General features: G+C 42.1%; 17 protein-coding genes. 6 read left to right on the forward strand and 11 right to left on the reverse strand.

All coding sequences use genetic code 11. The features are described from left to right. Positions 1–16: 16 nt before the first annotated feature. Genes FPZ42_RS08225 through FPZ42_RS08245 form a run of 5 tightly spaced genes read right to left on the reverse strand, consistent with a single transcriptional unit; the run spans position 17 to position 5069 of the window. The gene (locus FPZ42_RS08225; protein ID WP_146270216.1) at positions 17–1009 is read right to left on the reverse strand and encodes an NAD-dependent epimerase/dehydratase family protein; all 993 of its coding nucleotides are present in this window, start codon (positions 1007–1009) and stop codon (positions 17–19) included. Next, positions 1002–1595: a WcaF family extracellular polysaccharide biosynthesis acetyltransferase gene (locus FPZ42_RS08230; RefSeq protein ID WP_146270218.1), complete on the reverse strand. Its 594-nt coding sequence runs from the start codon at positions 1593–1595 to the stop codon at positions 1002–1004. Before FPZ42_RS08230 ends, FPZ42_RS08225 begins: the two co-directional genes overlap by 8 nt. A gap of 3 nt (positions 1596–1598) precedes the next feature. Next, a complete protein-coding gene (locus tag FPZ42_RS08235) occupies positions 1599–2771 on the reverse strand; it encodes a glycosyltransferase (protein WP_146270220.1) in 1173 nt (390 codons plus the stop codon). Between the two features lie 18 nt (positions 2772–2789). Then, positions 2790–3779 carry a glycosyltransferase family 4 protein gene (locus tag FPZ42_RS08240; protein WP_146270222.1) on the reverse strand — a complete coding sequence of 330 codons (990 nt, stop codon included), beginning with the start codon at positions 3777–3779 and terminating at the stop codon, positions 2790–2792. 9 nt (positions 3780–3788) lie between these two features. After that, positions 3789–5069, reverse strand: coding sequence for a WcaI family glycosyltransferase (locus FPZ42_RS08245; RefSeq protein WP_146270224.1), 1281 nt, complete (start codon positions 5067–5069; stop codon positions 3789–3791). A 583-nt stretch (positions 5070–5652) separates the two neighbouring features. Here FPZ42_RS08245 and FPZ42_RS08250 point away from each other — a divergent pair. Then, entirely contained in the window at positions 5653–6705 is a 1053-nt protein-coding gene (locus FPZ42_RS08250; protein WP_261382253.1) for a c-type cytochrome, read from the forward strand. A gap of 6 nt (positions 6706–6711) precedes the next feature. Continuing rightward, complete coding sequence (locus FPZ42_RS08255; protein WP_146270226.1) at positions 6712–7170, forward strand: DsrE family protein; 459 nt, start codon at positions 6712–6714, stop codon at positions 7168–7170. Between the two features lie 8 nt (positions 7171–7178). On the opposite strand, the gene FPZ42_RS08260 is transcribed toward FPZ42_RS08255, so the two are convergent. Both FPZ42_RS08260 and FPZ42_RS08265 read right to left on the reverse strand, forming a co-directional pair. Beyond that, positions 7179–7583 carry a hypothetical protein gene (locus tag FPZ42_RS08260; RefSeq protein ID WP_146270228.1) on the reverse strand — a complete coding sequence of 135 codons (405 nt, stop codon included), beginning with the start codon at positions 7581–7583 and terminating at the stop codon, positions 7179–7181. Positions 7584–7981: 398 nt separating this feature from the next. Continuing rightward, positions 7982–10423: a TonB-dependent receptor gene (locus FPZ42_RS08265; RefSeq protein WP_146270230.1), complete on the reverse strand. Its 2442-nt coding sequence runs from the start codon at positions 10421–10423 to the stop codon at positions 7982–7984. Positions 10424–10537: 114 nt separating this feature from the next. On the opposite strand from FPZ42_RS08265, the gene FPZ42_RS08270 reads away from it, so the two are divergent. After that, entirely contained in the window at positions 10538–12400 is a 1863-nt protein-coding gene (locus FPZ42_RS08270; protein ID WP_146270232.1) for a PAS domain-containing sensor histidine kinase, read from the forward strand. Here the strand turns inward: FPZ42_RS08270 and FPZ42_RS08275 are convergent. From FPZ42_RS08275 to FPZ42_RS08285, 3 genes are all read right to left on the reverse strand, one after another. Then, positions 12389–13969 (reverse strand): ArnT family glycosyltransferase, encoded by a 1581-nt coding sequence (locus FPZ42_RS08275; protein WP_146270234.1) that lies wholly within the window; start codon positions 13967–13969, stop codon positions 12389–12391. The two genes, FPZ42_RS08270 and FPZ42_RS08275, sit on opposite strands and share 12 nt — an antisense overlap. A gap of 82 nt (positions 13970–14051) precedes the next feature. Beyond that, complete coding sequence (locus tag FPZ42_RS08280) at positions 14052–16070, reverse strand: M13 family metallopeptidase (RefSeq protein ID WP_146270236.1); 2019 nt, start codon at positions 16068–16070, stop codon at positions 14052–14054. A 77-nt stretch (positions 16071–16147) separates the two neighbouring features. Next, positions 16148–18946, reverse strand: coding sequence for a hypothetical protein (locus FPZ42_RS08285; protein WP_146270238.1), 2799 nt, complete (start codon positions 18944–18946; stop codon positions 16148–16150). A 279-nt stretch (positions 18947–19225) separates the two neighbouring features. Here FPZ42_RS08285 and hscA point away from each other — a divergent pair, with 279 nt between their 5' ends. Next, positions 19226–21094, forward strand: coding sequence for a Fe-S protein assembly chaperone HscA (hscA, locus tag FPZ42_RS08290; RefSeq protein ID WP_146270240.1), 1869 nt, complete (start codon positions 19226–19228; stop codon positions 21092–21094). A gap of 511 nt (positions 21095–21605) precedes the next feature. After that, the gene (locus tag FPZ42_RS08295) at positions 21606–22592 is read left to right on the forward strand and encodes a hypothetical protein (protein ID WP_222431554.1); all 987 of its coding nucleotides are present in this window, start codon (positions 21606–21608) and stop codon (positions 22590–22592) included. A 45-nt stretch (positions 22593–22637) separates the two neighbouring features. On the opposite strand, the gene FPZ42_RS08300 is transcribed toward FPZ42_RS08295, so the two are convergent. Next, positions 22638–22928 (reverse strand): hypothetical protein, encoded by a 291-nt coding sequence (locus tag FPZ42_RS08300; protein ID WP_146270244.1) that lies wholly within the window; start codon positions 22926–22928, stop codon positions 22638–22640. Between the two features lie 92 nt (positions 22929–23020). On the opposite strand from FPZ42_RS08300, the gene FPZ42_RS08305 reads away from it, so the two are divergent. Next, on the forward strand, positions 23021–24169 hold the full coding sequence (locus FPZ42_RS08305; RefSeq protein WP_146270246.1) for a tetratricopeptide repeat protein: 1149 nt from the start codon (positions 23021–23023) through the stop codon (positions 24167–24169). Positions 24170–24171: the final 2 nt, after the last annotated feature.

The raw sequence follows: 24171 nt of genomic DNA on the forward strand, positions 1-24171 counted from the left end.
TGGTAGCAGATTAATTTTATGCAGATATATCTGCTTTAGCAGGCAAGCGGTAACTTCTGTATTTTACCAGCCATTTAATAGTTTCTGTGGTACCTTCGGCACGGGTGTAAGGCCCGTCGCCGGTTATTGCATAAAGGTCTTTCAAAGAAAATATGTTATCTGTCATCATATTTTGAAGTCTGAAACTTGTAAGAGGAAAACTGATTTTAAGTTTTGATAAAGCATCACCAAACAATGCTGCTGCTTTTACGATAATAAAAGGGACTGATTTTACCCGGCCTTTACCAAGTTTTTCAGAGATCTCGTTTGCCCACTCTGATATTGGTGTTGGTTGCATGTCTCCCAGGTAAAATGTTTTGCTGTACACATCATCGGCGGCCATCAGTAACCGTATCTGGAAAACCGTATTACCTACGTAGCCGTAAGTTTTTGTGCATATTTTATTAAAATTTACAAATTTACCTTTGTAAACCACATCAAAAAAATCAATGTAAGGTATTTTAAACCATGGGCCCCATATGGATGTGGGCCTAATGATTACCCATTTGTAGTTAGCATCTTTAATTTCATTAACCAGGCGTTCCCCTTCTACCTTACTTTCGCCATACAATGTGTGAGGATTGAAGGTTTTATAATCTGCCGGTACATTACCGGGTTTACAAACGTACATTGAAGAGGCAAATACTATCTTTTTTAAGCGCGGTAATTTTTCAGCTACCTTGATCACATTTTGTGTGCCTTCAACATTAGTGTGGTAATAATTTGATGTTTTACCATTAAGATCAGTTACCGCCGCGAGATGTACAATAAAATGAGGATCAAATGCAAGAGCTGTTTTTTCCAACTCCTGATAATTTAAAATATCCAGCATTTCCCATTTAGATAAGTGATCATGATTTGCCGGTAGGGCAATATCAACACTAAGCACTTGAAAATTATCTTTGAGCAAATTGGTGATAAGGTTGGTGCCAATAAACCCCGAACCACCGGTTACTAATACCTTAAACATTCAACAGATCTTTAGCGTTATTAAATTCGTTTGATGGAACAGGTATGCGGTCTTTTACCGGGCGGGCCGGGCATCCCACACATACTTTATTTGATGGAAGACTATGCAGTACTGTACTACGCGCGCCAACAATGGTTCCCTTACCTATGGATATCCCCGATGCCACGAAAACATCATTAGTGATCCAGCATTCGTCTTCGATAATGATAGGTTCGCAGAAAATATCAAATGTTGGCTTTGTATAAATGTGGCCGCCGGTGTTTAAGTAAACACGGTGCGCTATGGCAACATTGTTACCTATGATGATCTCTCCTAATGTATAAAGCGTTGTATCATCGCCTATCCAGGTATTAGAACCAACGGTTAACTTCCAGGGATAAGTAATTTTAACCGATGGCCTGATAGAGGTATTATTGCCAATTTTGGCCCCAAATAGTCGCAGCAAAAACCGGCGCCAGCCAAAAAAAACCTGCGGTGATAATGCAAAAAAAGTACTCTGCACTAACCACCAAAGCTGTACTACTACCTTTGACCGACCGCGAAAATTTGACGGCACAGTAAATGAACTTAAATCTTGGTACTGCATGGTTTATATAAATAATTCTTGGTTAATTACAGGTTGAGATCGTTTGTGCAGCATGCGGTCATAAAATGCGGCATATAGGGGCATTAGGCTTTCCTGGTTAAATTTATTACCTACTGCAACTGGGTCTTTGTCTTCAATTTCTCTGCTTAAAAAAGCTTTATGTATCTCAATTATTTGTGCATAGATTGATTCTATTTGATGCTTGCATACCCATCCGCCATCAGGTACAATATCTTCCCATATGTAGACATTATCTGATATCAGCACCGGCAAACCAGATTGCAACGATTCTATAACCGCAATGCCGTAATTCTCATTCATAGATGGCAGCACAAAGCAATCTGCCCCTGCGTAGGCGTCAGCTTTATCCTGCCCGCTTAAAAACCCACCGAAAATCACGTATTTCTCGATCTGAAAATCTTTAACCAGAAATTTGATATAAGTTTCATAGCTTTCACTGCCTTTTCCGGCTATTAATATCCGCGTGTTATACGTCCATGATCGATCTATAAACATTTGTACGGCTTTTAGCAACAGGTCAAGTCCCTTCTTATAGTCAACCCTTGACAAGAACAGCAACACAAAGTCTTTCTTACCTATCTTATGGCGTTCTCTGAATGCCTGTCTGTTCCCTTTGCCTTCGTAATTAATGGGCAATGGCAGTGTGTAAATGTTACCATTGGGCTCGTTGTAAGTTTGCAATAAATTGCCTTCGAGTTTTGAAGTACAGCAAATAGCAGCTGCGTTGCATATTACGGACTTTACAAACTTGCTGGCGAGGTGCTTTTTCAGTAACCGTTTCTTTTGCAAATCAAACGGATCAAGCGAACCGTGCGGCCAAATCACATAGGGTATATTATTTCTATGTGCTTTATGAGCTGCTTTTATGGCTGTAGCTCCCCACACTTCATGTATTATAACCAGGCTAAAGCGGCTAATATTTTTTGTCATCCAGTTATCTGCCCGCAACGAGTTACTGAACATATAGGGAAAAGATGGCGGAAACAAGTGCACCAGTTCATCAAGTTCACTGTCATACTCCTGGCCGTTTGAAACAAGCGAAAGCACCTCATTATCAAAGCCCAAGGCTTTTTCAATCCTTATGATAGAAAGTATAGCGGAATAAGTGCCTCCGAGCTTTTTATCAAATGCCCCGATAACATGCAGTATTTTCATAAATATTAAATGGTTTTATTATAGGTCCTGATAAATCTTGTGGTAAGCTTTTGCAACGGCATCCTTAGAAAACCTCCGGACATTTATAAGGCCGCTTGATATCAGTTTTGCGGTTAATTGTTTATCGTTGGCAACCTGTTCAATACCGTTTCTTATTGATGCGATATCGTACGGATCAACGTAACAAGCACCATCCCCCGCTATTTCGGGCATTGATGAGCAGTTTGAACACACTACGGGGGTCCCGGTTGCCTGTGCTTCTAAAACGGGCATACCAAAACCTTCAAGGGTAGAGACATAACACAGTAAGTCGGCCTGCTGATATTCGAGATACAGATCATCAATACTCAGATCAGTTAAATTCCTGTATGTTATTTGTTTCTCTTTTAACTGTTTTTTCAGGTTATCAGTTAGTTTACCTATTATGGTTAATACACAATCAAGCCCCTCTAAAGCATCCAGCAAACGGCTTATGTTTTTATTAAAAGCAGTACCAATTTGCAGCAATTGAATGGTTGATAAATTACATTTTGGTTTAACAACAGGTTTGTAAATGGCATCAATAAAATTGCTTATTACCGTAACCTTTGAATTTTCTACATTGATGTACTTCAACAGATCTCGTTTAGTGTTTTCTGACACTACGGTAACCTGGTGCGAAAATTTTACCGGCAGGTAGATCCAAAAAAGCCAGTATGTGAATTTGGCCGCCGGGCCTTTATTTAACATAAAACCCAGATCGTGTATGGTAAGAATTCTTTTGCTAAACCAGGCGCCCAGTATCGTGTAATGCACATCACCGGTAACATGAATTATTTTTTTGTGATAATGCGTTATTGTGAACACGTTGCGCAAACGGTTAAGCAAACCCTTGCTGTAATGCGACAGCTGCCTGTTTATGATACTTACGTTTTGTTCTTTCAGATAAGAAGACAAGCTGTAAAATAAATACTCAATGCTTACCTGCCCTTCAAACGGTTTCCTGAAAACTAATACCACTTGTTTCATACCACTACCTTAGCTAAGTACCGGTTTAACCATAGAAGGATTCGCATCTGCGTTTACGGAATCGCCACTTACTGTTGCTAACAATGCTTTTAATATACTGGTACGGGCGAGATGCCGTTCCACATAAATACGGCCGTTCCTTTTTTGCGGGGTGAAGTCATCAGCACAACACCTTACTATTGCATCTTGTAAAGCTTTGTCGTCCTCCGCAGGTATCAGTACGCCGATATTGTGCTCGGTTACTACTTCATGTAAATTAGTGCCCGGGTCGGCAGTTATCAATGCAAGGCCGCCCACAGCATGTACGTTAGTTAGTTTAGAGGGCATCATTAAATCACCTGCTTTTCTTTTTTGAATGATGAGGTGCACATCGGCCATATTTAAGAAGCGATTAAAAACATCCATCTCCTGAAGCGGCAAAAAGACGATGTTATCCAGGTTCTTCTCTTCTGTCATTTGCATCAGGCGCTCTTTGTATGGCCCTGTGCCGCATATGGCAATTTTAATATGATGTTCATTTTTCAGGTTTTCAGCTACGGTTATAAGCGATTCGAGCCCCTGCTTTTCTCCTATCGCACCCGAGTAGAGGGCTATTTTATCGGTTTCTTTAAAGCCCCAATGCTGCTTTGCAGATGTGTCATTTTTAAGGGGCCAAAAGTTTTCAATAGCCACCCAATTGGCAAAATGTATAACGTTATGCCTGGTTTTAAGCTCAATTTTCTTTTTCATTCCCACGGCAACAGTGGTTACGTAATCGCTGCTATTTAGAATATATTTCTCTATTCTAAATAGAAATCTGAACAATGCGTCAGACTTCAGGATGTTTAAATCACGGGCTGCTTCTATCTGCATATCGTGGATGTGATAAACCAATTTACCGCCTTTAAAAAAACGGTAGAATAGGCCTAAAAAGCCAAGCAAAAAAGGTGGAGCCATACAAAAGACGATATCGTTTGATGGTTTAAAAAACAACCTCAGCAAAACAAAAAATGCGGTGAAGCAAAACGTTAGTTCATGTAAAATGCGCTTAATACCTGTTGGCGAAGCAGGTACATACAAAGGGCACCGGTAAACACACAAATTGCCATCTACCGATACTTCTTTTTTATACCATTTTCCCGTGTAAGGTTTCTGCATTTTCCATTGCGGATAGTACGGGAATGACGTTACCACAGTACAATCGAAACCGTTGCCGGCAAGCCATTCGGCCATTTCGCCGGTGTATTTTCCTATGCCAGTGAGCTCGGGAGAAAAATTAATCCCAAGCAGCAGCACGCGCTTTTTGCTCATAATAGACCGTATTGTTTAAGATTGATTATGCTTTTACAAAAAGAAAGACTGCGGCATTTTCGGGTTAAAGTATAGCTTCGCCATTTCGCTTACATAAAGCGCTTTCTTTTTAAAGAGAATATTTATGCGGATATCGAATAAATATTATGATGTTAAATTACACAAGCCAAGGCAAGAAAATGGCTGATTTAAGGGGTTGTATCACCAATCGTGAATTTTAGAGAAATGTGTGTACCAATAGTGGTGAATTACCAACTTAGCTGTGCAAAAGTTGCACAGCTTTAAACATTGCCAATATGAAAATGAGGTTTATTTAAGTCTGGATTTACCCAAATAAAAGAAGGTTATTCCGCGCATTGCCGGTTTAAAGTAGATTATTCTATAAAAATTTTCTTTACATCCGATCTGTTGGATCGGTATTTTTGGAATTTGATCACATGCTGATGGCTTAAAATTTTTCTCAGGGCATTATCGAAACTATGGGGCTTTATATCAATATTACAATAGTATATTTAGTCTTTCTTAATAGCTACTCATCAAAAAGCCGCGGCAAAAGGATGAATACACTAAAGCCATTACCAAATTGCCAAAATATCTCGTTTATATTGTAATATTTTCCGCAGCTTGTGTGACTATAGCTACTGTAACTCTGATGACAAGAAAACGACCTGAATTATCAAAATCAGGCAACAGTAAAGTTACGGCAAATGGTGGATCTGGCGTAGGAACAAGCACCTTACATCAAATAACTTCCAATACTTGGAGAGCACCGAAAGATGAAACTATACCTACCGGAAAAGAAGGCGAAATAATCAGATATGGCCGGGAGCTAATTGTTCATACGAGCAAATATTTAGGACCTAAGGGAACAATAGCAAAAATCACAAACGGCATGAACTGTCAAAATTGTCATTTAGATGCAGGCACTCGTCCATATGGCAATAATTTTAGCGGCTTTATCACCGCTTATCCTAAAATGAGCCGAAGAGCCGGAAAGATCGAATCGCCGGCTGAAAGGTTGGTGGAATGTTTTGAACGCAGTTTAAATGGAAAAGCGCCAGATACCTCTGGCCGCGAAATTCGATCTATATTAGCTTATATGCGTTGGGTCGGTAAGGATGGTAAACATGGCGTCAACCTGATCGGAGCAAGTACTGAGAAACTGCCTTATTTAAAATTCGCAGCAGATACTGCAAAAGGCAATGCCGTATACTCGCTTAAATGTCAAAATTGCCATGGGCAAAATGGCGAAGGAGTTCTGTCGCACGATGGTACCTCTTACACCTACCCGCCATTATGGGGCAATCATAGCTACAATGATGGAGCCGGGATGTACCGCCTTGGCAATCTCGCAGGCTTCGTGAAAAACAACATGCCACTTGGAGCCACTTACCAAAATCCGCAACTAACAAATGAGGAGGCCTGGGATGTAGCTGCATTTATAGAATCAAAGCCCCGTGCTCATCAAAACCAGCATAGCGATTGGAAAGATTTAAATAAAAAACCGATCGATTTTCCATTTGGACCATATCCAGACAGTTTTAGCGAAAAACAGCATAAGTATGGGCCGTTTGCGCCAATCAAAGCCGCACATAACGGCCGATCGATGAGTTCAGTTACTAACCTACAAAAATAAAAACTCATGAAAAAACTATTCCGATTACTGGTACTTGCCGCAGGCATTTTTGTTATGAAACCAGCGGTAGCCCAAACCAACGATCCTGCCGCCTTTACAGGTGCACAACCTAAACTAAATCATTATGATGCACTTTACATCATAAATTCAAGTGATGAAAAAAAGATAGGTGCTACGATCAGAAACATCAATAACGCCCTTGAAGACCCACGTTTAAAAAGCAAATTGAACATAGAGCTCATAGCTTTCGGCGATGGCGTAGCTACCTATCAAAAAAGCGGATCCTTTGAGCAAGCGCTAAAAGGTTTACAAGCCAAAGGAGTAATTTTGGCACAATGCAGCAACACAGTAAGAGAAAGACATATAGATAAAAATACACTCTTTGATTTTATCTCTTATGTGCCGAGTGGTAACGGCGAAATTATCCTGCGCCAATACGAAGGATGGGCAACCGTACATCCTTAGGAATATTTTTACGTTTTTACATGGTTTGTGTTATTCTGTTTCAGCATAAAAAATGACAGGATACACGTTAAAAACAAGACAACCCATATATGGTCATCCAGTGGAACTGGACAGGGACTGGTAAATGGCGTAGAAACAGTTGGGTAGTACGTTCCTGTTTGTATGATACCTTGTACTGTGCAGGTACCATTTGGGCTGCTTGTTGTTGCAACATAAGTATGCGGCCCACAGACACCCTGCCACAATACAAAGTTGCGGCCGTTACCTGCCAGAAACGTTCTTGCGCCGGTTGAGGTGGGTACGTTAAATACTTTATTATAAGGGTCGTAATTCGGGATTAAGCAACCCTGTGCATAAACTTTGTTGCTTACAAAAAAACACAGAATAGCTATAGCAATTGTAAAATATCTCATAACATCACATCATTGAGGAATTTCTCGAATGTGTGTGTGTTTAGGTAAAGCGGATTGATTTGTTAACAATTTCATGATTATGGGGGATAGACATGCTCACTGTGTCAATTATGTTTTCTCAAAGAGAAACATAATTAACGCTACTAACCCTTAAACGGGTAGCACAATCTTTTTGTTAACTTTAAGTACAATAAAAAATATTATTAATTAATAAAGCACTAAGAGTTAGCTATTTAAATTTCATCTTCGAAAATAGGTATAACGTAAAAAAGCAAGACAAGTAGCTCGCTTAGGGTTGATTGGGCACTTTAATGATCTTTAAATCTATATAATGAGCCCTCGTGGACTTAGTAACAGAAATATCAATTTATTTCGGTCAAGTTACACTCTACCGAAAGTTAAAACTCCCAGATAAAGCCAATGGTTGGCAGGGTGCCGGCCGAAGTATTTCTTAGCAAAAGAGGTACAGCGTTAGAGCCGTCCTGGCGTATAGGTTTGCCGTCGGTTGTTAAAAAGGCGGTGTTATCAGTTGTACGGGCAAACGTATAATCCGGATAAGCCGGGAAGATGGCACCATACCAATCAGTTACATCAATGTACAGATCAAAACTGGTTTTCCGGAAGTTCCAACGTTTATCTATCCTAATATCCGATGAGTTGAACGGTCCGAGCCTTAACGTATTTGCCTGGCTGTAATTATAAACGCCCGCCCCGGTGGTCAGATAATTGGCCCTTGAGGCAGCATCATCAAACGGCGTGTAGGGCACACCGCCTGCATACCTGAACTTTAGCCCGATCTCGTAATTTTTTGGCAATTTATATCCCAAAGTAAGCGATACCAATCTACGGCTGTCAAAAGCAGATGGCACATACTTGCCGTTAAGACCTGTAAACTTACTCCTGAAGACACTGGCAGACAGTACACCAAAAAACCGGCTTGTCAGTTTTTGCTGGGCAAAAAACTCGATACCATAAGCCTGCCCGCTGCCGATTGTTGCTACGGCTTCGTTGCCCACCACGTTGTAGTCGCCACCTTCGTTTGCCAGCGAAATACCATCGCGTACAGATACAGGATAGTTCCTGTATTGCTTGTTATAAACCTCGAGGGTAAAACGTGTTGACGCCCGCGGCAAAAACTCTACTCCCGCTACATAATGCGTGCTGCGCGTATAAATGGCAGATTTATTCAGGTAATTACCATTTGCGTCGGTAAAGCCTAAAATTGTATTTACAGGTAATTTATAGTAAATACCTGCAGATGCGTTCAGGTTCCATTGTTCGGCAAGTGCATATGTGAACGATATGCGAGGCGAAAGCGTGCGTCCGGCATTCATACCGTCTGAAGTAAAGGAGTTCATATCGGTGCGTACACCCAGGTTTACACCAAGCCTGCTATCTAAAAAACGTTTGCCTGCTTGTGCAAAGGCACCAAACTTGAAATAATTTAATGCCGCCTGCGATTGAAATATTTGTGCGGGCTGCGTCACATTGCCATTTTCATCATTTAATTGGGCGCGATAGCGCTGGTAATAATCATTGTTGGACTGAATGTATTGGGCAGTTGCGCCGTACGACCATTGCCAACCATCTTTACTAAAGTTAAAATCCGCACGTAACCTATTCCCTATCTCGCGCGAGCCGATATCCAATCTCAATTTAGAAGGATCGTTCTGATCGTTATCATCGTATTTTTCTATCCGGTTATTCAGCACGTCTCTACTCAATGCCAGGTTGAAAAAACCGTTCCTTAAAGATCTTTTAAGCGTAGCGCCAATGGTATAGTTATATTGATTGATACTGGGCGAATTGGCAAGACTATAAAGTTTTTCGGGTGTGGCGTTTTTGATTGTTCCGAATTTGAACTCATCTATAGCCCCTAACCCAATAAATGTAAGTGTTGTTTTTGGATTGAGCTTATGCGTTATCTTGGTTTGGAAATCATAGTAGTTTGGCCGTACAGGTATATCTAAAAGCGAAAAAAGCAATTGCAGGTATGAGCGCCTTACCGAGGCAAGGAACGTAGTTTTGGGTGAGATAGGCCCCTCAGTGGTCAATGCAAGCTCAGATGCGCTTAGCCTTACATTGCCCTGGTACCTGTCCGTATTGCCGTTCTTTTGGGTGAACTGTAAAACGGAACTCAATGCATTATCGTAACGTGCATCAAAGGCCGAACTGCTTAGCTTAACATCCTGTAAAAAAGATACGTTTAAAATGCCGGCCGGGCCGCCGCTGCTTCCCTGGGTTGAAAAGTGGTTGATCACCGGCATTTCTATCCCGTCCAGGTAAAAAACATTTTCGTTGGGTGCGCCGCCTCGTATAATGATATCGTTTCGAAAACTACCGCTGCTGCCATCTGTACCTGTAACGCCGGGCAGGGCTTGTATTACGCGTGACACGTCAAAATTACCGCCCGGATTGCTCCTGATCTCTTCGGCAGTGAGGCGCTGAACAGATAGGGGTGTCGCCAGTGTTGCTGCCGTTGCAGATCTTGCGGCAACAATTTTAACTTCATTGAGGGTATCAATCCTATCCAACTCTACGTTAAAGGTTTGCTCGTTGCCGGATGAGATGACAATGTTATAAACCGTTTCGCTTTTGTACCCTAAACGCGAAATACGAAAAGTATACGTCCCCACCGGTATGCCCTCTATCTTAAACCGCCCAAGCGAATCGCTAATGGCAGAGAAGCTACCAGACGGTGATACCACAATGTTAACATCAGCCAGCCCAAGTGAGGTTGTGCGGTCGGTAACAGAGCCGGTAAGGTTACCCTTGGATTGGGCATAGGATGTTAAACTTATAATTGCGAAAAAGAGAAATAGATAAAGGTTTTTTTGCATAGGTTTGATGGGCAAAGGTAGCAATGAATTTCAATAAGTGTAAGTTGCTATTTGCTGCAAACAAAATCTCTGTTTCAGAATTTACAGTTACATTTACGTCCAAACTTACAGTAATTGAATATCACACAGGTTAAAGATCCCCAGGGCCTGCTGGCAATCATCAAAAATTTGCCCGGTAATTACCTCGTGGTTTTGCCAAATTATCCAACCTTTACCATTGTAGAAATTACCGAGGCTTACAATGAAGCCACTTACACTACCCGCGATGAGATCATCGGTAAGGGTATATTTGAGGTATTTCCTAATGTACCGGGTGACGAGTTAGCCGACGGTGAACAAAACTTGACGGCATCTTTTCAAAGAGTGATTGCAACGCTCTGCAAGGATGAAATGCCGGTGCAGCGCTACCCTGTAAGACTTCCTGATGATGGTGAATTTGTAGAACGTTTCTGGGTACCGGTGAACACACCGGTTGTGCTTGATGGTAAACTTGAATACATCATCCATTCCATAACTGATGTTACTGAAAGTAAACTCCTCAAATCACGAGAGCGGTATTTTAAGGCTCTGGCAGATGAATCGCCGTACATGATATGGCGTTCTGCAGGTGTATCTTGTATTTATGTTAACGATGCCTGGATGAAACTTACAGGCACCTCTCACGATGAAAATTTAGGGGCAGGCACCTTCAAGGCCATCCATCCTGATGATACTGATGAACAACGCAAATTATTTCATGATGCCGTTAAGAACAGTGGCTCGTACGAGACCAAGTTCCGTGTTATAGATAAGGCAAATGGCTTACATTGGCTATCCATGAAGGTGGTGCCGCTGCATATAGACGGTTCTCTGGTTGAGTTTGTTGCCAGCATGATCGACATTACCGAACAGGAAATTGCTGATCAACGAATAAGACAAAGTGAGATGCTATTGCGGCAGATGGCTGATGCCATTATTCAAATGGTTTGGGTAACAGATGCCAATGGTATGCACGAATATTATAACCAGCGCTGGTACGATTTTACTGGGACATCTTACGAGGAAAGCGAAGGTGAGGGCTGGAACCAGGTTTTTCACCCGGACGACCAGCAACGCGCCTGGAATACCTGGAGGCATTCGTTACAAACCGGGACGCCTTACGAGATTGAGTACCGCTTAAGAAAATACACCGGCGAATATATTTGGGTTTTAGGCAGGGCAGCACCTTATTTTGATGAGCATGGCAAGATCATTAAATGGTTTGGCACATGTACCGACATTAACGACCAGAAATTGCTGCAACAACAAAAAGACGATTTTATAAATATTGCCAGCCACGAGCTGAAAACGCCGCTAACAAGTTTATCTGCAAACATACAGGTTATAGAACGTGCGCTGTTGAAGGGGCAGTCTGACAATAGTTCACTTATCAAACTGGTAAATTCCTGCTTTAAAAACGTAAAGAAACTAAATAAGATCATCGCCGACCTGCTGGAAGCTAACAGCATTGGATTAGGACAATTATCCATCAATGCCTCTACTTTTGATGTCGTGCAATTGATACATGAGACGGCAGGCAACTTAAACATAGCAAACACCAAGGTAAATATCACCGGCGAAAGTGCCGCAATTGTTTATGCTGATACCGGCAAAATAGAACAAGTGATGATAAACCTTATCAATAATGCGCTTAAATATGCCAGCGAATCAAAAATGCTTACCATTGATGTAAACCGATCATTAACCGAAATGATCAAAGTGAGCATCACTGACCAGGGCAAGGGCATAGAAGAAGAGAAACTCAAGTTTTTATTTGACCGCTACTACCGAGCAGATGTAAGGAGTGCGCAATACTCAGGCATGGGCTTGGGTTTATATGTTTGCGCCAAAATTATCCACGGCCATGGCGGTGAAATTGGAGTTGATAGTAAGGTTGGCAAAGGCAGTACCTTTTGGTTTACGCTTCCACCGGGCCAAAGCAAAGCATTAATAAACTAAACGTTCAGCCGTCAATTTGATATCCTCAGAAATTAAAGGTTTGCGATCAGCTACAAATTTACTTTTATTAGTTCGGTAACGGTCTGTAAACCGACTGCTTGGCCCGCTAAGTAAATAGATATGCAATTGCGATGCACTGGCACAATCGTCTGTAATACCGTTAAATCTTGTAACCGCGTCAGCATACGAAGAAACTATCTTCAAGTTCTCCTGCGAGATATAGATGATTCGTGGAGGCAACGTAATTGGCGACCACTGCGCAAAGCTGTTTGCATCGGCTACCAGAATTAAGGGCTTTTTACTGTAATAACAGATGGCACCTGCGGCGGCATAACTTTCTGTGTACACCACCGGAATACTTTCATGCCCGCCGCTCCGTCTTGCTGCTTTAATTACCTTAGTTGCCATATCCTGCCAGCTTAACATATCTGAAAAGTATTGCGGCAAAGGATGTATCCTACCATCCTCCCATACTAAGGGCTGGGTTATAGGGGTATAATTTTTCATCAAACCGATGTATTGTTTAGTCATTGGTAAAGGCAAGATCGGCAACACAACCGGTAAAGCTATCAAAGCAACAAGTGCCAGGCTACTTACCAATGAAATCTTTACAGCAGCTGCGGCTCTCACCAACATTTTTTCCCAACAAACCCCTCCTATCGCCATTAAGAAAGGGAACGCACCCATGATATAATAAAGTTTGCCATTAAGCAGATACAGCACAGGCAGCATAATTAAAAAACCATATCCCGCTACGCGATACTGTTTAATGCAATCTTTAGTAGTGAGCAGATACGCTACTCCGGCCAACCACACAGCCATTGCAGCGCCATGAAAAAATACCAGTTGGAAGATAAAATCGCCCAGGCTACTATAAATATGCCGATGTGTTACCACATTTAGATAATTAAATACCGGGAAGCCATGATTGATCTGCCAGGTAACATTTGGTAAAATGATAATGGTGATGATAGCTAAGCATACAAAAAAGTTTACCGGTTTTCTTAATTGTTTGATGCTTAAAATTAAAGGCAGAACAAAGAAGGCCAGATACAGCAATATTGAATACTTGTTTAACAAACCCAGGCCGGTACAAGCAGCAGCTAAATACAGGTACTTAGTATGTTTAGTTGCGTTGTAGCTTATAATGCAATAGGCAATAGCCGTCCAGAAAAACTGATCAAAAATGACAGGTTGCAGCAGATAAGTAGTTGCTGTGAAGGCTGGCGAACAAAGCACTGCCATACAGGCTGCTACAACTGCCGGCTTGCCGCCTCCAAGGCGTTCAGCCATTTTACCGGTTAGGATTAAAATTGCCGTGCCCGCCAGGCTCGGCAGTAATCGCCAGGCAAATAAGCTTTCGCCGAATAAGAAACCGGATAGCTTGACCATCCACACGATGAACGGACCGTTGTCGATGTATCCCCACTGCGGCTTGTTGCTGAGGGCCAGGTAATAAAGTTCATCAGCATGTAAGCCATAGTTACCGTTAGCCGCAAAATGCATTAACAGCTTCGCTAAGGCAAAGCAGATTATAACGAAGTTGATAGAATTGCGTTTGGTACCCATTACTTACAAATAAGTAACCAGCACAACATTTGATAGTTTTAAAGAACTTTTACTTAATCGTTAAAAATTTTGCATATATACCTTACCAGATCCTTACGCGGTCAGCAACCGGCTTGTAGTTTTTATCGCCCGGCTTTACATCAAAAGCTTTGTAAAACGGTTCAAAGTTCATCAGCGGACCATTTACACGCCACATGGCCGGGGAGTGTGGATTGGTATTAACGTAAGTGCGCAAGAAAGCATCCCTTGTTTTAACACGCCATATTCGGGCAATAGAGAGGAAAAAACGCTGATCTGGCGTAAAGCCGTCAATCTTTTCGTTACCCTTACCTTGCTCCGTCATTTTAAAGGCATCATAAGCTATGGCAACGCCGCCGTTATCCGCAGTATTTTCGCCCAAGGTTAGCAATCCTTTTACATGCACAGTATCTAACACGGTAAATGTGCTGTAAAGCTTGGCCAGTTGGCTGGTCTTCTCTTTAAATTTGCTTAGATCTTCTGCAGTCCACCAGTTCTTAACATTGCCATCTTTGTCATATTGGGCACCCTGATCATCAAAGGCGTGGGTCATTTCATGGCCTATAACCATCCCTATCCCGCCGTAATTAATGGCATCATCGGCAGCAAAATCAAAGTAAGGGTACTGTAGTATTCCTGCAGGGAAAACGATCTCATTAACCGGCGGATTGTAGTAAGCTGTAACCGTAGATGGCGTGGTTCCCCATTCGGTTTTATCAACAGGCTTGTTTAGCTTAGCCAATTCATATTGGTAATCGTTTTTGTTGAGCGACAGAAGATTTTCAAAAAACTTGTTCCTGCTGATCTGCACAGCATCATAATTGCGCCATTTATCAGGATAGCCTATCTTTTTTATAATAGTGTAAAGCTTCTCCTTGGCTTTTTGCTTGGTGCTGTCGCTCATCCAATCGAGATGATTAATGCGGTTCTCAAAAGATTTTTGGAGATTGTTAACCAGCGCCAGAACACGTTTTTTCGCGTCTTCGTTAAAATATCGCTTAACATACAATTGCCCTAATGCCATACCCAAATGGCCGTCAACGTATGAGGTCATGATCTGCCTGCGTGGCTTTTGCGTGTCCTCACCGGATAGTGCCTTATTAAATGCAAAGGAGGCATCAATAAAAGGTTGGCTCAGTCCATCGGCATAATTTTGTAAGGTAGACGATTTTAGGTAAAGCTTCCAATCAGCAAGGCTTATCGATTTAAGCTTTGCGTTCAGTTTATCGTAATAGCCAGGTTGGGCCACGTCAATTGAATCAACCTGAGAGCCTATGCTGCTTAGCATAGTTTTCCAGCCGATATTAGACTGTTTGCGGTCAATGTCGGCCACTGCCATTTTGTTAAAGTTGGCGTTAACATCCCTTAGCTCAATATTGGTTTTGCTGCCTGCAGCTAACTGTTTCTCAATACCATAAACGATATCCGCATTTTTTTGAGCTATTGCCTTGCTGCTGCCTGTAAGCTGGAATAAGTTGCTGATGTAATTTTTATAAGCGCGCTGCACTTGCAGAGTGGCCGAATCGGTTTTGTAATAGTACGTTTTCTCGGGCAAGCCTGTGCCTGCCTGGTAAACGTGTGCGATGTTAATGGAGCTGTTCTTGTTATCCGGCGATATGCCAAAACTTATAACCGATCTGTTGCCGTTGGTAAGTTCAGTAGCCAAAAATTTAAGCAAAGCTGAGGTGCTGTTAATGGCATTGATACGATTTAAAATAGGCTTCACCGGTTCATAACCTCTGCGGTTGATGGTAGCCATATCCATACCGGAAGCGTAAAAATCTCCCACTTTTTGCTCGATGCTTCCGGGTGTGTTCTTTGATTTTGATACGCTATCTAAAATATTCTGCAGTAAACGCTTCTGCGGAATATTCAGGAATGAATACGACCCTACCCCTGCCTGGTCTTTATCTATCTGAACGGTATCATACCATCGCCCATTTACATAGCGGAAAAAATTATCGCCCGGTTTAGTTGCAGGGTCTAATCCTGCCAGGTCAACATATTGCCTTTTTTGGGCATTGGTTAAGGTTGAGCAAGCTAAAAGCGATAGCGTGAAGCAAAGGGTATATAGTTTTTTCATAAAATGTAAGCGAATGCCTAAAGGTAGCAAATGCATAGGAACTGCAAAACACCATCGGGATTGCTTAGCTGATAAACTTAAAAGATGGTGACCGGCAGCACCAACTCTACCCTGTCCCGTCCGCTGCCGCCAAAGAAATCAGGATCGAGCAAACGGCTGTACCTGATACCAAATGATAGGGAACCCTGATTGAATATTTTGGTATCGAAGAACAACGCACCACCTAACGAACGGAAATTACCTTCAAATCCGGCACCGTTGGCAAATATATTGGCAGCACTGGCATGGGTATAATCAAAAAATACATTTCCGCGCAGACGCATCAGGTAAATAAGGTTACCAAAACCACCATCAGGATAAGCGATTGGGAAATGATAATTGACAGCCATGCGGTACATGTCATCAAGGCTCTCCGCAGAATAACCGTACGAGAAAGGAAAATCATTAGAAAAACCAACCGCATTATTTTGGCCTTTATGCTGGTAAGCGCCATTAAACACCAAGCTGTGATTTGTAGATATGCCGGGGAAATACAATGCGCCAACAGCAAGAAACTGTTTGGCATCCCTGCCAAAAACAGTCGTTTTATAATTAAGGTTGATGCTTTGCGCAAAGTGCGGATTTATTTGCTGCTTTGCCTGCTGTGTTTGGTTGCTAAAACCGATGCTGTTGCTTAGGTAAGTATAATAAGTGTCCTTAAACATGCTGCGAAATGCATCCTGAAAAGTGTTACGACTGTAATTAACGCTGCTACCTACAGATAAACGGGTAAAGTACTTGCCCTCGCTGAAATTGAATGGCAAAGTAAATCCTCCATTAAGCGAGGTTTCGTTGTAGTAAATGCTGTTGCCTTTATAAAACCCGCGCCTGTCAACCGTGTAACTTCCGCCTGCAGACAGGTATGGGAACAACCCACCGTAAGTAGCCTGGTAACCAAATTGCTTATAGCCCTCATCCCGGTTGTAATTAAACAGAATGCTTGATTGAAAAGTGTTAAGAATATTTTGCCCGGCCAATTCCAGCGAGTAATTAGGATCATTAAGCGTTGGAAATATGCTGTGAAAGTTGAAAAGGTTATGCGCTTTGCTGTACCTTTTCTCTTCGAACTGCTGCGTTTTGGCATTGTCAACGAAATGACTTGCGCTATCCTGTTCAAGCGCCGATATGCCCATATCAGATGGCTTGGTACTCAATTGTGCAGGCACAAGTTTAATGCTATCCAAGCCAACCTGCTTTAGCTGGTATCCGTTAGCCGTAAACGTAGTAAACGCGAGCTTAGAAGCAGATACATTAGGCTGATAATATCCTATCAAACCTTTCGACACACCGCTAATACTAAACGCTTGCCTGCTTTTAATATCAACGGCAAAAAGCTCGTCATTTTTACCGTTGGTTCTGCTAAAATAAACGGTATCGCCTTTTACCTGCGGAAATGCAATGGGCCCGTAGCTGAATGGTAAGAGATAGGTATTGCTGCCCGTTTTAGTATCTACCAGCGCCAGGCTCATTTCACCTTTGCTGTTTCGCACTGCAGCGATGAGTTGATCTGTGCTGTAAAATTTAGGATAAGTGTAAAATAAGCCATCAGGATTTGGAATAGCTGTCAATAACTTCCCGCTTTGCGCATCAAGTATATGCAGGCTGCTCAACCCGGTTGCAGGGACATCTACCGCAACTATGGATTTATTATCGAAGCTGAATGATGGCGCAAAGTATTTGGTTTTTCGTGTGAGTAAGCGCTCCCGGCCCGTTGCTATATCCAAAACGCGGAGCTCGCCATAATTTCGATAACCCCACCGCAGATCGGGCCGATAAGAGCTGTATATAATTTTACCGCCACTGTAATTGAAATAGCTATCATTGGTGACACTCTGTACAGCGATAGACCTTTCTTTACTACCCTCGCGGATCACGAATTTTGGCACATGGTTGTATGTATTACGCAGATAGATCAGCGTCGTATCGTTTACGTAAGCAGGATATTCCTCATCTGCAACAAAGTGTTTGCTTTTTAGCTTTACACGTGCGTCATCTTTAAACTCCTCTTTAAAATAATCCAGCGCGCTTTTGCGATACACCGTAAAATTTTGCCCCGAGTATTTTTTGATAGCTCCCTGCAAAGGATAAAAGACACCTTTAAAAGCTGCCGCATCATGCGTAACATTTTTCCAGAACACATCGTCATACTTTTCACGCCCATAAGCTACCATCATGTATCCTAAAGGATAATGGTTCGGCGTAAAATCCAGGTATGACCCATTGCGCAGCTTCATCCAGCTGTAATCCTTACCGGCGGCCCACAACGAACGGTAACCGTTAAAGAAATAAGGCAGCCTGCCCCGGCCCTGGTTGCTCACCAAGGTTTCGTTAAATACTGCATCGCCTTCAAAAAACCAGTCGGGCACGGTCATGGCATTACCTAGGGCCTGCCCACCTTCGCCAAATACAACCCGCAACACGCTCGAAAAGCCTACATTAAAATTATTGTATTGTTGCACGTGCCTAAATTCATGTATGGCCAGTTGCTGCCACCAGGGCAGGCTGCCCACATCAAAACTATTTTGCGATGGCGTTAAGTAAAACTCACTGCGGAAAGGCGCTAAACCAACATAAGCATTTGAAACAGTGGTTTGATTTTGCAGCACAATGTTTACCTGCCTTTGTTTAAACCCGATGCTTGGTTTAATAAGGTTGTTCATCTGCACAACCGTGGTCGCCACTTGCTGCGCAATGCTGTCCATACCCTGCGAAAATATAACCCGTGTAGTGGGTGTATTGATCTGTTTCCATTTGATTGATGGCGGGTTGCCGCCAAATTGCTGCGCTCTGGCAAACGTAGCAGTCAATATCAACAGGGGTATGAGCAAGCGCTTCATTGCCCTGAAAGTATGAAAATTGTTGGAATGGAAATTATCATAATAAAAAAGAATTAATAGAAATCTAATAGCCGCAATATATACACCCCTTTTATCACCGCCGATATCATGGCAATCCCATAAGCTTGGCCTCTAAGATTGCTTTGTTCCTCGTAATGACAATTTGAGTTTATTTATTCCTTAATTCTTTCAATTCGAGTTCAGACATCTTCAGACAATTAAATCTAAATGACACTCCTTGCCTTAAAACTAAGTACATTTGCCCAGTAAAATTTTACCATGGCTAAAGTTTCTATTAACCTGGCAACGGGTTCTATACAAAAAGAAGATATTATTGTAGGGATCGATCTGGGCACCACCAATTCGTTGGTGGCTTTTATTGATCCGGATAAAAACCCTCGCGTTATAAATGATGCCGGCAAGGGCGTGCTGGTACCATCGGTAGTCCATTTTGGCCCTACCGGTGATATAACTGTTGGCAACGAAGCCAAAGAGTTTTTGATCAGCGATCCGCAGAACACCATCTTCTCTGTTAAACGTTTACTTGGCCGCTCTTATGCCGATGTAAAGGACTACCAAAACTTTTTTAGCTACAAGGTTATTGATGATGATACCGAAAGCCTGGTAAAGATAAAGGTAGGTGATAAATTTTATACACCTATCGAGCTATCCGGCCTGATACTTAAAGAACTGAAAGAACGTGCCGAGCACGCACTTAAAACAAACGTTACACGCGCGGTAATTACCGTTCCTGCATACTTTAACGATTCGCAGCGACAGGCTACCCGCGACGCAGGTAAATTGGCCGGACTTGATGTATTACGTATTGTTAATGAACCTACTGCAGCAAGTTTAGCCTACGGTTTAGGCTTAAACCCCGAAGAAACTAAAACCATTGCCGTGTACGACCTTGGTGGCGGAACTTTCGATGTGTCTATCTTACAGATACAGAATGGAATCTTCGAGGTATTATCCACCAACGGTGATACTTTTTTGGGCGGTGATGACTTTGACCGCGCCATTGCCGACTACTGGATAGAGAAAAACAACATCGATAAAACTGAACTGGCAAACAACCGTGAATTAACACAGGCCCTTCGTTTAAAGGCAGAGGAAGCTAAAAAAGCGTTGTCGCACCAAAGCCTCTTTAACGAAAAGCTGTGCGAGATCTGGTGCACGCTTGACCGTGAAACTTTTGAGAAACTTATTTTGCCTAAAGTACAACAAACCATTGCCAGCTGCCAAAATGCGCTTAAAGATGCTAAACTCACCGTTGCCGATATTGACGAGGTGGTGATGGTAGGCGGCAGTACGCGTACGGATCTGGTAAAGAAAATGGTATCAGATTTTTTTGGTCGTGATGTGCATAATGAGTTAAATCCTGATGAAGTAGTTGCCCTTGGTGCAGCTGTACAGGCTGATGTTTTAGCAGGTAACCGCAGTGATATTTTGTTGCTGGATGTTACGCCACTTTCATTAGGAATTGAAACTATGGGCGGATTAATGGACACCATTATTCCGCGTAACTCAAAGATCCCGACAAAGGCGGGCCGCCAATATACCACATCAAAAGACGGCCAGGTAAACATGAAAATTGCCGTTTACCAGGGCGAGCGCGATCTGATCAAAGAGAACCGCAAACTTGCTGAGTTTGAATTGAAAGGTATCCCTGCCATGCCTGCGGGCTTCCCAAAGGTGGATATCAATTTTATCCTTAATGCCGATGGCATACTTAAAATACAGGCCATTGAACTGCGTAGTGGTGTAAAACAGGAAGTGGAAGTTAAACCGGCTTATGGTATTACTGACGATCTGGTTGAGCAAATGCTGATGGACAGCATTACAAATGCTAAAGATGATGTAAGCGCCCGTATGCTCATTGAAGCGAAAACCGAAGCGGAGCAAATGATCTACACCGTTGAACGTTTCCTGGAGAAGAACGGGCAGCTATTATCAGAGCAGGAAACTAACGATACCAAACAATATACGGAAACCCTTAAAGCTGCACTATCATCAGGTGATAAAGACCTTATCCACGCCAAAATTGATGAACTGAATAACCTTACCCGTCCATTTGCAGAGCGTGTTATGGATGTTGCTATTGCTACTGCTATGAAAGGAAAAAGCATTGAAGGTGGTACTGAGTAACAGTACAATTAAAGTAAAATTTAAGTCCTTAAAGTCATAAGGTCATTTCTTCGTGAGGAATGGTTATGCGAACTCGAATCGATAGTGGATGTAACTTTCTTTTCTGCTTTCGCTTCTTCTTTCAGGCAAGTATTATTATGCCCTTGACAATGCACAAGGCTGCTATATTCTGCTCGCTTTCGCCCGATGCTTTTTTGCTGACAGGAGGAAATAAAAGTAAGAAGTAGGGATATAAATATCGCAACGAACCTAACGTAACCGAACTCATGCGGCCTTCGCAAAAGGCGGTAAGCACAGGCATTGCTTTAGCAGAAACTTGAAAGCATTTTGCAGCAGCCGCGAGTTTTCTTTTTGGTACTTTTTCTTTTGCGGAAAAAGAAAAAGTACATCCACTGACAATCGATTAAGTGCTTCCATCACTAACGAAGAAGTAATTGAAAACGTTTTCTCATAAAGCTTAAACTCCTCAGATTAAAATGCTTTATTTGTAGCAATCTATAAACTAACACACTTGAAAAACACTTTAAAATTTGCTTTAGCGATATGCTGCGCATCATTATCCTTTACAGCATCAGCACAAACCACACAGCCTGATAGCACCCTAAAAGCTGCAAAACTCGACACCGCCCGTTATGATTCATTGATGATGCATTTGGCCAACGGCGATAAAACCGGTAAATGGCCTGTAAAGAACGCACCTTACCCTAAACCGGGGGCAATCCTGCCATTTTACAGGGTGATTGCTTACTACGGCAATATGTATTCTAAAAATATGGGAGTTTTGGGCCAGTATGAGCCATCGGTAATGCGTGACAAACTCAAAGCCGAGGTAAAGAACTGGGAAGCTGCCGATCCCGAAATTCCTGTTAAGCCAGCCCTTCACTATATATGTGTAACCGCCCAGGCTGATGCAGGATCAAACGGACTGCACAATTTACGCATGCCTTTTAGCCAAATAGATAAGGTTATTGAAATGGCTAAGCCGCTTAATGCTTTGGTTTTTTTGGATATACAGGTTGGATACAGCACCGTGCAAAAAGAACTGCCATTGTTAGAGAAGTATCTTAAAATGCCCAATGTACATTTCGGCATCGATCCTGAATTTTCAATGAAAGAGGGTAGCGTACCGGGTAAGCGAATAGGCACCTTTGATGCTAATGATATTAACTTTGTAAGCAAATACCTAAGCAAGCTTTGCGACAAGTACAATCTGCCACCTAAAATATTTGTAGTACACCGTTTCACTAAACGTATGGTAACCAACTATAAAGACATCAAATTGGACAAAAACATACAATTTGTAATGGATATGGATGGCTGGGGCGGCCCGGAGCTGAAGAAAGGGACTTACAAATATTACGTTGCAGGCGAACCTGTGCAGTTTACAGGCTTTAAGCTTTTCTATAAGAACGACATTAAGAAAGTCCCTAACAAGATGATGACTCCTAAAGAGGTGCTAAGCTTAAAGCCCTCTCCTATTTACATACAATACCAATAGATGGGTAAACAAAAAATCCCCCGCCGGTTGGCGGGGGATTTTTTATTATATCTGCTTTAACGCTTCTTGTTCTTTCAGCGCCGCGATATTATTTTTGTCGCTAAACTCATCTGTTTGGCTTGCAAAATCATCTAATATGCTTGCGATAGTATCAAGGTTGTCTGAAACACGCTGATGCATATCAGGCAGGTCTTTTTCAAGGCGTTTGTTACCAAGGTCTATATTATCCACCTCTATTTTGGTGATCTTTTGGATCAACGCCTGGTTACTGTTTTTAAGATCTTCTAACTCGTTAACGATCTTCTCCATCAACTCAAATTTTTTCAGCTTATCCATAAGTATCTTAATTTATATGGATTGTTATAGCCAAAACAGTGCCAGTTGAAAATAAATTTGGTTTCAATCTATATAACTAATAAATTAGTTATATGAAATACATCACCGGCCTATCACTTCTTTTATGCTTAAATATAAGCGTATTAGCACAATCTACCACAAAAGTAGACGATGCCCTACTTTTAGATTACTACCAAAATCAACGCTTCGCGGAAGCTGCCGATTACCTGAAACAAAATTATGGCGAGCCGGTGCAAAGTGTAAAGGCTTTAGGTCAGTTGGCGTACACTTCAAACATGGCAGGCAGGCTTGCTGATGCAGAAAAATACTACCAGCGCATTTACGATATTGATTCAACCAACACCGGCGTCTTGATCAGCCTGGGCAACATCAATCTTCGCCGAGGCAATAACACCAAAGCGGAGATCTATTACAAACGGATAGTGGCTCGTGATACAAGCAATTTTATGGCTTATAAGCAACTTGCAAAGCTAAGTGGCGACAGGAATGATATACCCGGCCAGATAGCCTACCTGCAAAGGGCAAACTTGCTCAACCCTACCGAACCCGATGTGGCATCAGACCTTACCGATCTTTATATAAGCCTGAAACTCCTCGCCCAGGCAGAGAAGGTATTGACCAAGGCTATCAGCGATGATCCTGAAAATATCATCCTGATGAACAGTTTACTTAAGCTACAGTATAACCAAAAGAAATGGCCTGACGTTATTGCAACGGCAAACAAACTGATAGGAAGTGGCGACAGCAGTGGGCCTGTGTTATCAAAAATGGGGGTTGCTTATTACAATACAAAAAATTACGAATGTGCTTTGTCTTCCCTCTTGTCAATAGATAAGATCTCACAAAACGAATCATCATATTACTTTACAGCCCTGGCTTACAAAGCTGTTAAAGACCAGCTAATGGCTATCAAATTCCTCGACCTGGCACTACAGGATGGCATCACCCCTAACGCAGGTGCATACTACGGAGAGATAGCAGATAGTAATGAGAAATTAAAGCATTACAAAAAGGCAGTGCTTGCATACCAGAAAAGCCTGCAATTTGCAGAAGAGCCAATGATATATTACTCTCTGGCGAACGTATATGACACTTATCTAAAAGACAAAAAAAGCGCTGTAAAATATTATCGAAAATACCTTGCCGGTAAGCCGCCGATAGCCAAACAGCAGGCTTACATCGATTACAGCAAAAGCAGAATCGCAACCTTAGGGCAATAATA

The organism is Mucilaginibacter achroorhodeus, assembly GCF_007846095.1.
GTDB lineage: Bacteria > Bacteroidota > Bacteroidia > Sphingobacteriales > Sphingobacteriaceae > Mucilaginibacter > Mucilaginibacter achroorhodeus.

What these genes read in the sequence shown, in the direction of transcription:
- FPZ42_RS08225 (WP_146270216.1), bottom strand. Translation starts at nt 1,009, where the DNA reads ATGTTTAAGGTATTAGTAACCGGTGGTTCGGGGTTTATTGGCACCAAC.
- FPZ42_RS08230 (WP_146270218.1), bottom strand. Translation starts at nt 1,595, where the DNA reads ATGCAGTACCAAGATTTAAGTTCATTTACTGTGCCGTCAAATTTTCGC.
- FPZ42_RS08235 (WP_146270220.1), bottom strand. Translation starts at nt 2,771, where the DNA reads ATGAAAATACTGCATGTTATCGGGGCATTTGATAAAAAGCTCGGAGGC.
- FPZ42_RS08240 (WP_146270222.1), bottom strand. Translation starts at nt 3,779, where the DNA reads ATGAAACAAGTGGTATTAGTTTTCAGGAAACCGTTTGAAGGGCAGGTA.
- FPZ42_RS08245 (WP_146270224.1), bottom strand. Translation starts at nt 5,069, where the DNA reads ATGAGCAAAAAGCGCGTGCTGCTGCTTGGGATTAATTTTTCTCCCGAG.
- FPZ42_RS08255 (WP_146270226.1), top strand. Translation starts at nt 6,712, where the DNA reads ATGAAAAAACTATTCCGATTACTGGTACTTGCCGCAGGCATTTTTGTT.
- FPZ42_RS08260 (WP_146270228.1), bottom strand. Translation starts at nt 7,583, where the DNA reads ATGAGATATTTTACAATTGCTATAGCTATTCTGTGTTTTTTTGTAAGC.
- FPZ42_RS08265 (WP_146270230.1), bottom strand. Translation starts at nt 10,423, where the DNA reads ATGCAAAAAAACCTTTATCTATTTCTCTTTTTCGCAATTATAAGTTTA.
- FPZ42_RS08275 (WP_146270234.1), bottom strand. Translation starts at nt 13,969, where the DNA reads ATGGGTACCAAACGCAATTCTATCAACTTCGTTATAATCTGCTTTGCC.
- FPZ42_RS08280 (WP_146270236.1), bottom strand. Translation starts at nt 16,070, where the DNA reads ATGAAAAAACTATATACCCTTTGCTTCACGCTATCGCTTTTAGCTTGC.
- FPZ42_RS08285 (WP_146270238.1), bottom strand. Translation starts at nt 18,946, where the DNA reads ATGAAGCGCTTGCTCATACCCCTGTTGATATTGACTGCTACGTTTGCC.
- hscA (WP_146270240.1), top strand. Translation starts at nt 19,226, where the DNA reads ATGGCTAAAGTTTCTATTAACCTGGCAACGGGTTCTATACAAAAAGAA.
- FPZ42_RS08300 (WP_146270244.1), bottom strand. Translation starts at nt 22,928, where the DNA reads ATGGATAAGCTGAAAAAATTTGAGTTGATGGAGAAGATCGTTAACGAG.
- FPZ42_RS08305 (WP_146270246.1), top strand. Translation starts at nt 23,021, where the DNA reads ATGAAATACATCACCGGCCTATCACTTCTTTTATGCTTAAATATAAGC.